At 43.4% G+C, this 12,739-nt stretch carries 11 protein-coding genes and 1 pseudogene; 11 read left to right on the forward strand and 1 reads right to left on the reverse strand.

All coding sequences use genetic code 11. The features are described from left to right. The first annotated feature begins 16 nt into the window (after positions 1-16). From QGT46_RS12095 to rhuM, 5 genes and pseudogenes are all read left to right on the forward strand, one after another. A complete protein-coding gene (locus QGT46_RS12095) occupies positions 17-832 on the forward strand; it encodes a MetQ/NlpA family ABC transporter substrate-binding protein (RefSeq protein ID WP_148459907.1) in 816 nt (271 codons plus the stop codon). Between the two features lie 39 nt (positions 833-871). Next, complete coding sequence (locus QGT46_RS12100) at positions 872-1,669, forward strand: basic amino acid ABC transporter substrate-binding protein (RefSeq protein WP_024729224.1); 798 nt, start codon at positions 872-874, stop codon at positions 1,667-1,669. A gap of 25 nt (positions 1,670-1,694) precedes the next feature. Beyond that, the gene (locus tag QGT46_RS12105) at positions 1,695-2,372 is read left to right on the forward strand and encodes an amino acid ABC transporter permease (protein ID WP_024729225.1); all 678 of its coding nucleotides are present in this window, start codon (positions 1,695-1,697) and stop codon (positions 2,370-2,372) included. Continuing rightward, complete coding sequence (locus QGT46_RS12110) at positions 2,359-3,081, forward strand: amino acid ABC transporter ATP-binding protein (protein ID WP_024729226.1); 723 nt, start codon at positions 2,359-2,361, stop codon at positions 3,079-3,081. The genes QGT46_RS12105 and QGT46_RS12110 overlap by 14 nt, the downstream gene beginning before the upstream one ends. A gap of 266 nt (positions 3,082-3,347) precedes the next feature. Next, a pseudogene (gene rhuM, locus QGT46_RS17330) lies at positions 3,348-3,720 on the forward strand (RhuM family protein); the annotation flags it as partial. A 79-nt stretch (positions 3,721-3,799) separates the two neighbouring features. On the opposite strand, the gene gdhA reads toward rhuM, so the two are convergent. Then, a complete protein-coding gene (gene gdhA, locus QGT46_RS12120; RefSeq protein WP_024729227.1) occupies positions 3,800-5,134 on the reverse strand; it encodes an NADP-specific glutamate dehydrogenase in 1,335 nt (444 codons plus the stop codon). 236 nt (positions 5,135-5,370) lie between these two features. Here gdhA and QGT46_RS12125 point away from each other — a divergent pair, with 236 nt between their 5' ends. The 6 genes from QGT46_RS12125 (at position 5,371) to QGT46_RS12150 (ending at position 12,646) form a co-directional block, all read left to right on the forward strand. Continuing rightward, the gene (locus QGT46_RS12125; protein WP_301591015.1) at positions 5,371-6,111 is read left to right on the forward strand and encodes a glycosyltransferase; all 741 of its coding nucleotides are present in this window, start codon (positions 5,371-5,373) and stop codon (positions 6,109-6,111) included. Further along, positions 6,086-8,644 (forward strand): YfhO family protein, encoded by a 2,559-nt coding sequence (locus QGT46_RS12130; protein ID WP_148459909.1) that lies wholly within the window; start codon positions 6,086-6,088, stop codon positions 8,642-8,644. Before QGT46_RS12125 ends, QGT46_RS12130 begins: the two co-directional genes overlap by 26 nt. A gap of 244 nt (positions 8,645-8,888) precedes the next feature. Beyond that, the gene (locus QGT46_RS12135) at positions 8,889-9,764 is read left to right on the forward strand and encodes a DUF1002 domain-containing protein (RefSeq protein ID WP_024729230.1); all 876 of its coding nucleotides are present in this window, start codon (positions 8,889-8,891) and stop codon (positions 9,762-9,764) included. A 63-nt stretch (positions 9,765-9,827) separates the two neighbouring features. After that, positions 9,828-10,094, forward strand: coding sequence for a pro-sigmaK processing inhibitor BofA family protein (locus QGT46_RS12140; protein WP_024729231.1), 267 nt, complete (start codon positions 9,828-9,830; stop codon positions 10,092-10,094). Positions 10,095-10,301: 207 nt separating this feature from the next. After that, entirely contained in the window at positions 10,302-12,377 is a 2,076-nt protein-coding gene (locus QGT46_RS12145; protein ID WP_301591019.1) for a BglG family transcription antiterminator, read from the forward strand. Continuing rightward, positions 12,371-12,646: a PTS sugar transporter subunit IIB gene (locus QGT46_RS12150; protein ID WP_024729233.1), complete on the forward strand. Its 276-nt coding sequence runs from the start codon at positions 12,371-12,373 to the stop codon at positions 12,644-12,646. Before QGT46_RS12145 ends, QGT46_RS12150 begins: the two co-directional genes overlap by 7 nt. The last annotated feature ends 93 nt before the right edge of the window (positions 12,647-12,739 follow it).

Consider the following 12,739-nt stretch of genomic DNA (forward strand, 5'->3'; position numbering starts at 1 on the left):
AGTAAGGAGAGCAGCAATGAAAAAATTAATAGCAGTTGCGCTGTCTGCAGTTGTCTGTTTTGGAGTGCTGGCCGGGTGCGGCAGCTCCAAAAAAGAGGACAAGACAATCGTAGTCGGTGCGAGTCCATCACCACACGCAGACATCTTGAAGGTTGCAGCAAAGGAACTGGAAAAGGACGGCTACAAGCTGGAGATCAAAGAGTATTCAGACTATGTACAGCCGAATAACGCATTGGGATCAGGAGATCTTGACGCCAACTACTTCCAGCACATCACCTATCTGAAGAATTTTGCAAAGGAACACAAGCTGGATTTGGTTTCCGCCGGAATGATCCACTATGAACCGTTCGGTATTTTCCCGGGGAAAGCAAAATCACTGAAAGATGTGAAAAAGGGTGCAGTGATCGCAGTTCCTAATGATACTACAAATGAGGCAAGAGCATTATTACTTTTGGAAGCACAGGGTCTGATCAAGCTCAAAGACGGAGCAGCCCTTACGGCAACCAAAAAAGATATTGTGAAAAATCCGAAAAATATTGAGATCAAAGAACTGGAAGCAGCACAGCTGCCGCGTTCTTTAAAGGATGTGGATTTTGCAGTCATCAACGGAAACTATGCTTTACAGGCCGGTATGACAGTAAATAAGGATGCCTTGGCAGTGGAAGACGAAGAGTCTGTGGGCGGAGCAAAGACCTACGGAAATGTCGTTGCAGTGAAGAAAGGCAATGAAGACAAAGACTCTATCAAGGCTCTGATCAAAGCACTAAAGAGTGACGCAGTAAAGAAGTATATGGAGAAAGAATACAAAGGTGCAGTCGTACCATTGTTCTAGAACCATTGCGATTAAATCAAGTTTAAGAAGGAGAAGATCATGAGAAAAATTTTAACCGTAGCACTGGCTGGTGTATTGGCAGCAACAATGCTGTTTGCAGGATGCAGCAAAAAAGAAGAGAGCAAAATACCGGAAAAGATCATTGTAGGAACCAATGCGGAATTCCCTCCGTTTGAGTACGTTGACGACAATAAAAAGGTTGACGGCTTCGACATTGCGCTTATGAAAGAAATTGCGAAGCGCATGGATAAGAAGATCGAGATTCAGAATATGGAATTCAAATCTTTGATCGGTTCTATGGAGTCCAAGACCATCAACGTAGTTGCAGCGGGAATGACAAAAACAGAGGAACGCCAGAATGCAGTAGATTTCTCAGACAGTTACTATACATCCAATCAGGCTATCATCGTAAAAAAAGACAGCAAGATTACAAAACTGTCTCAGCTGGACGGAAAGAAAATCGGTGTTCAGGAAGGAACTACAGGAGACCTTATTTCATCCGGAGATAAATTCGGTGAGCCGGGAAAAGAAAAAGTTATTGTAAAGAAGGCAAAGGTAAAAAGATTTAAAAAAGGTGTAGATGCAGTCATGGATCTGAAAAACGGATCAGTGGATGCAGTTGTCATCGATGAAAAGCCTGCTCAGGAATTTGTAAAGAACAACAGCAAGAAGCTGAAATTAGTCATTGACTCTGCGGGAGCAGAATACTACTGCCTGGCACTTCCGAAAGGAAACGAAGAGTTTAAGAAAGAGATCAACAAACAGTTAAAGGCAATCAAGGAAGATGGAACTTACGATAAGCTCAAAGCAAAATACATCGATAATTCCGATAAGTAGTTTACAGGAAAGGTAAGATATTGACATGTTAGATTCATATTATCGGGCTTTTATAGCAGAGCAGCGGTACCTGATGTACCTGGACGGACTAAAAATGACTCTGCTGGTATCTCTGCTGGCGATTATCCTGGGTGTAGCGCTGGGAACCATTCTTGCACTGATGCGCATGACAGCAGAGCGGAGAGGGAAAAGTACATTATTATCTAAAATAGCATATGTATATATTGATATTATCAGAGGAACCCCTACGGTTACGCAGCTGCTGATCATGTATTTTGTAGTTCTGAAAGGGGTAGACGGACTGATCGTCGGTACGGTGACGTTCGGGCTGAACAGTGCAGCGTATGTCGCAGAAATCATCAGGGCAGGAATCCTTGCAGTAGATCATGGACAGATGGAAGGCGGACGCTCTCTGGGCCTGTCTTATGGACAAACAATGAAAGATATCATCCTTCCACAGGCGGTAAAAAATATTCTTCCCGCATTGGGAAATGAGTTTATTGTCCTGATCAAGGAAACAGCTATATTGGGATACGTATCCATCGTTGACCTGACGAAGGTTGCGGATTTTGTTACTTCACGAACATATGAAGCGTTTGCTCCTCTGATCGGAACAGCCATTATTTATTATCTGGTTGTAAAGGTTCTCACTCTTGTATTAGGGGTTGTGGAAAGGAGGCTGAGACAGAGTGATAAACGTTAAAGATTTACACAAATATTTCGGCTCTCTGGAAGTCCTGAAAGGCATCAACTGCCACATTGAGAAGGGAGAATGTGTCTGTATCATAGGTGCGTCCGGCTCCGGAAAGAGTACATTCTTACGGTGTCTCAACCTTTTAGAGACACCTACAAAAGGTGACATTACCATTGACGGTATGAACATCATGGAGAAGGGGGTTGATGTGGATGAACTCCGCCGGAAGGTAGGCATGGTGTTTCAGCATTTTAACCTTTTTCCTCACCTGTCTATTCTTGATAATGTGACGTTAGCCCCGATTCGTCACAAGATGATGACGCCAGACGAGGCTAAGAAGAAGGCCATGGAGCTGCTAAACCGCGTAGGCGTCGGCGACAAGGCGGACAACTATCCAGTGCAGCTGTCTGGAGGACAGAAACAGCGTGTGGCCATCGCCAGATCACTGGCTCTGTCACCGGATATCATGCTGTTTGACGAGCCTACTTCAGCCCTTGACCCTGAAATGGTCGGAGAAGTTCTTGAGGTTATGAAACAGCTTGCAAAGGAAGGGATGACCATGGCGGTTGTCACCCATGAGATGGGCTTTGCAAGAGAGGTGGCTGACAGGGTCCTGTTTATGGATGGCGGTGTCATTCTGGAGGCCGGGACACCGGAACAGATATTTGACTATCCGAAAGAAGACAGGACGAAAGAATTTTTGAGTAAGGTATTATGACATTTTCCACACGATTTCCGTTCGGCTCTTAGAATGCCTCACTCCAATCGTGTAGAAAATGGACATATTATCTGCTGGAGCAGGCTGCTTAGAAATCAAAGGTGCCACCTGCGATAGTTTTTCTAATACTAAGCTGATCTTTATACGGCAAAAGTGTTTTAAGGCAGAAAGATTAAGACGTTATTTATAAAAAACATGTTGCAAATTTCGGAGCAACATGTTTTTTCTTTAGAAAATTATTTCTGGCTGCTGGAGCTATTTAGTAAGTAAGCGAACATATTAAACATATATTTCAGGAAGGTGAACTGGAGGAAAAAGCTATAATGTAATACATTATAATCTTGATATGATTATTTCACTTGGCTACCGTGTAAAATCAATCATCGCTACGAAGTTTCGTATTTGGGCAACAGAACGTATCCTAAAAGTGCTCAATCCATTCGTTTTTTTAAGATTGTACAAAATAAACTTCATTTTGCTGCACATGGGCATACTGCTGCAGAAGTGATTTATGAACGTGCCGATGCAAACAAGCCGTTTATGGGTTTAACCTCATTTTCCGGAGAGATACCAATTAAAAAAGATATTGGTATTGCTAAGAATTACCTGAGACAAGACGAACTGAAAGTACTTAAAAATCCAGAGAATAAATGAAATAAAATACCGGAAACCAGTCACAGTTCCCGGTATTTTTTAGTTGCATTAAATTGTATGTATTCTATACGATTCCCTGTGCTGTCATCGCATCAACAACCTTTTCAAATCCTGCGATATTTGCACCGGCCACATAGTTTCCTTCCATGCCGTAGCGTTTTGCCGCGTCGTCTAAGTTGTGGAAGATATTTACCATGATGTTCTGTAATTTGCCGTCCACTTCCTCGAATGACCAGCTTAAACGTTCGCTGTTCTGGGACATTTCCAGTGCAGATGTAGCAACACCGCCGGCATTGGCAGCTTTTCCTGGAGCAAATAAGATATTGTTTGCCTGAAGGTATTCTGTTGCCTCCAGGGTGGTAGGCATGTTTGCACCCTCTGCGACTGCGAAACATCCGTTTGCAGCCAATGTTTTTGCATCTTCGATATCTAATTCATTCTGAGTTGCACATGGCAGGGCAACATCACAAGGAATGGTCCATACGCCTCTTCCTTCGTGGTATTCTGCGCTTGGACGAGCCTTAGCATATTCGGTAAGGCGGGCACGCTTCACTTCTTTTACATCCTTTAATAAATCTACATCGATTCCGTCTTTGTCATAAATCCAGCCTGTGGAATCAGAGACAGTTACGACTTTGGCACCTAACTGCTGTGCTTTCTGGGCAGCGTAGATTGCAACGTTTCCGGAACCGGAAATACATATGGTGGCATCTTTGAGAGATTTGCCGTTGCATTTGAGCATTTCGTCTGTCAGATAGAGGAGTCCGTATCCGGTAGCTTCTGTACGTGCCAGAGATCCGCCGTAAGATAATCCTTTTCCTGTGAGCACACCTTCGTATACTCCGCGGATTCTTTTATACTGTCCAAACATATATCCGATCTCGCGGGCGCCCGTACCAATATCTCCGGCAGGGACGTCTGTGTCGGCACCGATATATTTACAGAGTTCCGTCATGAAGCTCTGGCAGAATGCCATAACTTCTCTGTCTGATTTTCCTTTAGGATCAAAATCAGCTCCGCCTTTTCCTCCGCCGATCGGAAGACCGGTAAGGGAATTTTTAAAGATCTGTTCAAAACCTAAGAACTTAATGATTCCAAGATTTACAGACGGATGAAGTCTCAGTCCGCCTTTGTAAGGTCCGATGGCACTGTTGAACTGAACGCGGTAACCGGTGTTTACCTGTACCTGTCCATTATCGTCTACCCAAGGCACGCGGAATTTGAACTGGCGCTCCGGATTGACAAGACGCTCTAACAGAGCCTCTTTTCTAAACTTCTCCTCATTGGCCTCTACGACTGCGCGAAGAGATTCCAGTACTTCTTTGACTGCCTGATGGAACTCCGGTTCAGCCGGATTCTGGGCAACCACTTTCTCAATTACTTCATCTACATATGACATTGTGTATCCTCCTTGAAAAAATACTTCAGTATTTTGTTTTGCTTGGACTTTTATCGATAACATTATACAGGATAAAATCTCATAAGACAATAGTAAATTACTGCTTTAATGTGTTGAAGTAAAAACGGGAAATGCATGAGGAAAAGATTTCATGTTTTTTCGGGGTATGATATAATGAGCGCAGAACGCCGACGGGGAACTGCTGGGGATGCGGCGGTATAAAGAAAGGAAACACAATGAAAAATTCAGTTGTCATTGCTTATTATAATGGGAAAGAATATATAAAGGAACAGGCGGAATCGATCTTAGGACAGCTTGGAGCAGAAGATGAGCTGATCATTTCCGTGGATTCCGATCAGGACGGTTCCGGGGAACTGCTCAGGGAGATGGCTGAAAATGACGGCCGTTTAAAATTGATCAGGGGCCCGGGCCAGGGAGTGGTAAAAAATTTTCAGAACGGTCTGCTTCACTGCACGGGAGATCTGGTTTTTTTGGCCGACCAGGATGATGTCTGGCTGCCCCAAAAGGTTGAGAAAGTGACAGCCTGCTTTAAAGACCCGGATGTCACGGTGGCAGTCCACAATGCGCAGATTTCTAATGAGAGATTAAAACCTCTGGATGAGACGACATTTCAGTGGAGGGACAGCGGTCCGGGATTTTGGAAGAACATAAAAAAGAATTCCTATATAGGATGCTGTATGGCATTTCGGCGGGATATCTTAAACCGTATTCTTCCTGTTCCGGATTCCATTTGGATTCATGACCAGTGGATCGGGCTTCTCGCTGAACAGCTTGGGAACCCGGTATTTTTAGAAGATGTTCTTTTACTGTACCGCAGGCACGGCGGAAATGTTACCGAACTTACACACGGCAGTGTCATATCCATGTTAAAAAAACGATATGATATGATTATGGGAATTAACCGTCGGATCAGGAGGTGGAAGAGAGAAGATGCCAAAAAGAAGAAATTTTTATAGACGGAATAAATATTTAATATGGGCATTCCTTGCGCCGTTTTTCATCCTCGAAGGAATTGCAGTCATAATGAAAGTAGAACCCTTTGGGAACAACTCCTTTCTGATCGTGGATGCACTGCATCAGTATCTTCCATTTTTTGCGGATTATCATGAGAAGCTCAGGTCTTTGGACAGCCTGTTTTATTCTTTTCATGGCGGCCTCGGCTTCAACTTTTTGGGGCTGTGGGCGTATTATCTTTCCAGTCCGCTGAACCTTATTATTGTACTTTTTCCGAAAGAAATGCTGAACATGGTTCTCAGTCATCTCTATATTATAAAGATTGCCCTGTGCGGGCTGAGTGCGGCATATTATTTCAGATCCAGAGATAAAAAAAGGCAGGATATGAGCATCACTGCATTTGGAATTTGTTATGCCCTGAGCAGTTATATCGTGGGGTACAGCTGGAATATCATGTGGCTGGAAGTCATGATGATGCTTCCGCTGATCCTTGCGGGCATAGACCGGCTGATAAAGAAGCGGGACGGAAGGCTTTACTGTGCTGCCCTGTTTTTCTCCCTGCTCTGTAATTTTTACATGTCTTTCATGACATGTCTGTTTCTCATACTGTGGTATTTAATGTATGACCATAAAAAAGTGAAAGACTTTTTTGTAAACGGTCTGAAATTTGCAGGATATTCTGTTTTGTCGGCAATGATGGCGGGGGCCGTCCTGCTTCCGGCATATTTGGGAATAATGAAAACCTCATCTGCAAAATGGGATTTTCCTAAAGAACTTTGGTATGGGAATTTTGCGGATCTCTACTGCCGGCATTTCCTGGGGACTGCGCCGATTACCAACTCTGTCAACGACGGGGAGATTAATCTCTACTGCGGGATATTGACACTGATCTTCGTGCTGTTCTATTTCATGGCCTCACGGATTTCGTGGAAGACAAAAATAAAACGTGCAATGCTTCTGATACTTTTGTTTTTCAGCTTTAATATGCCGTTCCTTGGCTATATATGGCACGGATTTCACAATCAGTACGGAATACCAAACCGGTTTGCATATTTATATATTTTTCTTCTGCTCATTATGGCCTATGACGGACTACTGGTCATCAAGAGGGAAGGAAGAGAACAGGCATGGAAGCTCTGTATTGCCTGCGGCATCTTCTGTATGTCAGTTGGGATCTCAAGCCTCCTGAATACAAAAGCCTTTGACCGCAAAGTTTTGGCACTGACAACGGCAGCGATTTTCGTGTATCTCCTGGTATTTGCTGTGTACGACAGAAAAACGCTGTCCAGAAAAGGGATGATTGCCATATGCTCGGTTCTGCTGGCCATAGAAACAGCCGGGATGGCAGTCTACGGCTTTTCTGAGAACGGCCAGGTGCTGGTCACTGAATATTTCGGGGATACAAAAGATATCCAGAAGGTAAAGGACAAATACAAAACAGGTCCGGACCGGCGAATGGAACTGGTCAAGGGCAAAATGCTCGATGAGAGCATCTGGCATACACTAAACGGGGTCACCATGTTTGGGTCCACGGCCCTCGGCAGTGTAGTGGATATCATGGACGACCTGGGATTTTATACGGGAATCAATGAGTACCTGTATGAGGGGGCAACCCCTTTTACCAATAATCTTCTCGGAGTGAAGTATAATTTGTTAAGGACATCGGATACGAATACCACAGAATTTCAATATCTGGACCGCATCGGCAATGTAAATGTATATGAGAACCCATATTCTACGGCGGTTGGATACGGTATGAAAGAGTCAGCGTACAAATGGAAGTATGACGACGTTAATCCGTTCCTCGTACAGAACAGACTGTCCGGTGATGCGTTCGGGGGAAATGATATTTTTCACATGATCAAGACAGAACAGCCGAAAACCAACGCCTGCAAGATTACTCAGAGCAATGATGGGGAGTATGTCTTTGAAAATACCGCAAGTCTTTCCGACAACATGGTATTTGAGATTCCGGTCACAGAAGACGGAAAGCTTTATTTTCATTTCGACGGAAGCCAGGTGGAAGATACCGCCATTTACCGCAACAATGAGATATATATAAGCGGCAGGCTGAATGCACAGTGCATTTATCTGGGAGATTTAAAAAAGGGTGATCGTATCACTGTGAACATGAAACTGAAAGAAGATGACCTTATGTCGGGCGTGGTGAGAGTCACTCTGGCATCTTTAGACGAGGATTCCATGAAAGACCTGTACGGGAAAATGCAGGAACAGGCATTTCATCTGAGAGAGTCTTCAAGCGGCATGCTGAAAGGCTCTGTAAATATGTCAGAGGCAGGACCGGTATTTTTCTCAATCCCGTATGATAAGGGCTGGAAGGTTCTTGTGGACGGAAAAGAGACAGATGCAAAGTCAATCGGAAATGCATTTCTATGTGTGGATGTGTCTGGAGGAAAGCATGAGATTGAGCTTAAATACTGTCCTGAAGGATTTAAAGAAGGGGTCATTTTAACAGCCCTGGGATGGATTGTGTTTGCAGTGATCTGCATCAGGAAACGAAAAAAATCCGCCTAGACGGAGAGGAGGCCGGGAACCGTAAAGCTCCCGGCCGGTTATGAAAAAATTTTAAAAGCCTAGCAATCAAATTTGTTTAATTACTATGATTTTAGTATAAGCGGAAAATGTGAGCGGAATTTGATAAGATTATGAACAAACTGTGAACAAAAGTGTAAGAAAAAAATAAGCTTTTTATTGCTATTTATAAGGGACCGATATGTTAAACTAAACAGGTAAGAATAATTTACGGAGGAAAATTAAGATGGGAAAAAGAAAAGTTTTATTCAGGGCGGCAGCTCTGGCTTTGGCTGCGGTCATGACATTTTCATGGGGGCCGTCTAAGTTTGTTAAAGCGGACAGTATAGACAGCGATCAGTATCTGGCATTAGGGGCAGATCTCAGTTCAAAAGAAAAACAGACAGTACTGGAACTGCTCGGTGTGAGCGACACAAGCAGTTATACGTTGATTACAGTTACAAATAAAGAGGAACATGAATATCTGGGCGATTATCTTTCAAGCAAGGTCATAGGCAGCAGGGCGTTATCGTCTGTCACAGTCAAAAAGACCGACGGCGGAAGCGGTGTCAATGTTACCACAGAAAATATTACATACTGTACGGAAGGGATGTATAAGAATGCCCTTGTCACTGCGGGGATTAAAGACGCAGAGGTGAAGGTGGCCGGGCCGTTTAAAATATCCGGAACAGCGGCACTGGTGGGCGTCATGAAGTCCTATGAGGAAATGACCGGAAAAAAGATTCCCGAAAAGAGCAAGGATGCTGCAACCGACGAATTGATCACAACAGGTGAGGTATCTGAGAGCATCGGAAAAGAAGATGCGGAAAAACTGATCGCAGATGTAAAACAGAAGGTTGCTGAGGACAGTTTAAAGACTCCGGCAGAAATCGGAAAAGCCATCGATGAGTCTGCAAAGGATTTGGAAATCAATCTTTCCGATGCAGACCGCCAGAAGATTCAGGAGCTGATGGATAAGATCTCAGACCTTAATTTAAATGTGGATCAGCTGAAGGAACAGGCAAAAGATATTTATAACAAACTCAACGACAGTGGATTTTTTGATAAGGTGAAAAGCTGGTTTTCAGGATTCGTAGATACCATTAAAGGAATTTTCAGCTAATCATAGAAAAGTGGATTAACCCTCTTTATGTCTACATATATTGGACATAAGGAGGGATTTTTTATGGATCAGAATCAGATGCTTTTATACATAATGGTGGTGGGCTGCGGCCTCTGTGTGCTTTACGGAATCTTAAAGAGGCCGTCCTACCTCCTGGTCTTGCTGGCGAGAGGAGGGTTCTGCTCGGCTCTTGTATTTTTTATCCACATCTATTGTCAGAAAAATGGAATTCATGCACCTGTGGATTTAAACATAGCTTCCATCGGAACAGGAGCACTCCTGGGCCTGCCCGGCGTCGTGGTGCTCTATGTGCTGGGATGCATCGTGTGAGTTTTTTCCACTATTTTCGTCACGCTTTGAAATGCGTTCCTCCAATAGTGATAAAAAACTATTAATCTAAGTTATATTCTATTTATTAAAAACTGCACGTTTCAGTGCAGTTTTTTGGTGTTCAGACATCTGCAGTCCATCTTGAAAATATTTGGTTTTGCACGGCCTTTCATACAATCTTATAATGGTTTTAAGGAGGGAGAAAGGGTGAATAATCGATTAAAAACTATTTTCTTGTTCTTAATACAAAATGACGATCAATACATCACGGTGAAAGATCTTTCGCGGAGATTTTCCATCAGTATGAGGACCGCTTACAATGACTTGAATCAGATCAGCGACTTTCTTTGTGAAAACGGTTTTATTAATCTGGACAGAGAAAAAAGCAAAGGAATTATACTGCGTTTGGACAATCAAGAAAAAAGGAGACTTCAGAAAATGATCTGGAGCGGGGAGGACCAAAATATTTCTCCCAGGGAGCGGAGCATTAAGATCACTCGTTACCTTTTAGAATCTCTTGATTATATTACCATCGATGAGATTTCCAATCACTTTCAATATTCAAGGAATACGATCGTCAATGACTTGAAAAAAGTAAAGAGCTGGATGGGCAGACATGAGCTTAAACTGGTAACTTATCCATACAGGGGGATCTGCATTGAAGGGGAAGAACATTCCGTAAGAGCTGCGTGGACTGCGTGCCTTACAGAAGAAAGACAGGGGAAAAATCTGATCAATGAGCTGAATTTATGGGGCACCATCATAGGAAAAGACGAAGCGGTAAAGCTGATCCAAACCGTCTCTGACCTGGAAGAAGAACTTCACACAAGGCTGTCCGATGAAGCTTACGGACGGATTGTCTTTTCTCTCGGATTTTCTGTATATAGGATTCGAAATGGCAGAGAAATAGAGGAAGACTTCCTCTATCCAGGCCTGGAGGAATCAAATGAATTTCAGATCATTGCAAGAAGGGGAAGGGGACTTGAGAAAAAATTCGGTGTTTATTTTTCAGAAAAGGAAAAGGCATATCTTTCATCACTTTTTATAGCAAGCAGCCTGCAGGATGAAAAGAATTTCGGCAAGATTGTGAACCAGTGGCTGCCTCTTCAGATCGTAGTCAGAAAATTGATCAAAGCCATGGAAGCAGAACTTGATGCAGAACTGATGCAGGACCGGCAGCTGTTTTATGGGCTGCTGGCACATTTGAGGCCTGCGTATTACAGAATCCTCTGCGGCATGCGTGTTGACAATCCGATGTATGAGTATGTCATGGAAAATTTTAGATTCATTCATGAAAAAGTAATGGACCAGATTTGTCTGGCAGAGCAGGACCTGGGAATTTTATTTCCCGAAGAAGAGGTCTCGTTTCTGACGATCTGTTTTGCGGCAGCACTGGAGAGGCAGAAGAAGAAAAAGAAAAGGCTTCCCCGGGTTATGGTGGTATGCAGTACGGGGACAAGCACATCACAGATGCTTTTATCCCAGCTGAAAAGCAGATTTCAAATTTCCCTGCTGGGGGCTTTTCCGGCCAGAAAGGTGGATGATATTTTAAGGAGTCAGAAAGTCGATCTGATCATTTCTACGGTGGAATTAATCCGGGACAATGTAAAAATTATAAAAGTCAGTCCGGTTCTGAGTAAAAATGACATGGACCGGCTGAGCGAACAGCTCGGTTCCATCGACACAAAAATCAGCGTACATGAAATTTTGGAAATTATGAAACGTCATGGAATGATCAGGGATGAAGCAGGACTGAAAAGAGAACTGGAACAGTATTTTAAATCCGAAACCACAGAGTTAATTACAGAAGGAAAGGACAGAGATCCAATGTTGATAGAAGTGTTAAATGAAGACTTGATTGAAACAAATGCAGAAATAAAAACCAGAGATGAAGCGGTGAGGGAGAGCGGACGGCTATTATGCAGCCAGGGGTTTGCAGAGGAGAGCTATATAGATGCGATGATCCAAAATGTGAAGGAAAACGGTACCTATATCGTGATTGCACCCGGAATCGCCATGCCTCACGCAAGGCCTGAATGCGGTGCAAAAAAGATCGGGATCAGCCTTATGACATTGAAAGAGCCGGTCGTATTCGGCCATAAGGTCAATGATCCTGTGAGAATTGTCATAGGCCTTTGCGCAGTCGATCACCAGACACATCTGACAGCACTCTCGGAGCTGGTAGAGATATTAAATGACAGGGAGAAAATAGAGTTGATCTTAAAGGCCGGATCGCCCAAAGAGATTATGGATGTTGTAAAGAAAGGAGCAGCCTTATGTTAAATATAGTGACAGTGTGCGGAGCAGGAGTCGGAAGCAGCATGATGATGCGTCTGTATGCGCAGCAGAGTCTGTCGGAAGAAGGGATTGAAGCAAATGTGGAGGCGGCAGACATCGGTTCTGTCAATCCCGATACCTTTGACATTGTGATCACCACATCTGATTTTGCAGACCTTCTTCATGCTTCCAGAGCGAAAATCGTGAGGATCGATAATATGATGGACAAGTCTTATCTGAAAGAACAGCTTTTAAGAACAATAAAAGAAATATAGACAGTGATTAGAGAAAGGATAAAATATGGATATATTAATGTACCTGATCAACAACGTCTTTAATCAGGCGGTGTTTGTCATAGGAATGGTCGT

This window comes from Anaerostipes faecis, assembly GCF_910574135.1.
Lineage (GTDB): Bacteria > Bacillota > Clostridia > Lachnospirales > Lachnospiraceae > Anaerostipes > Anaerostipes hominis.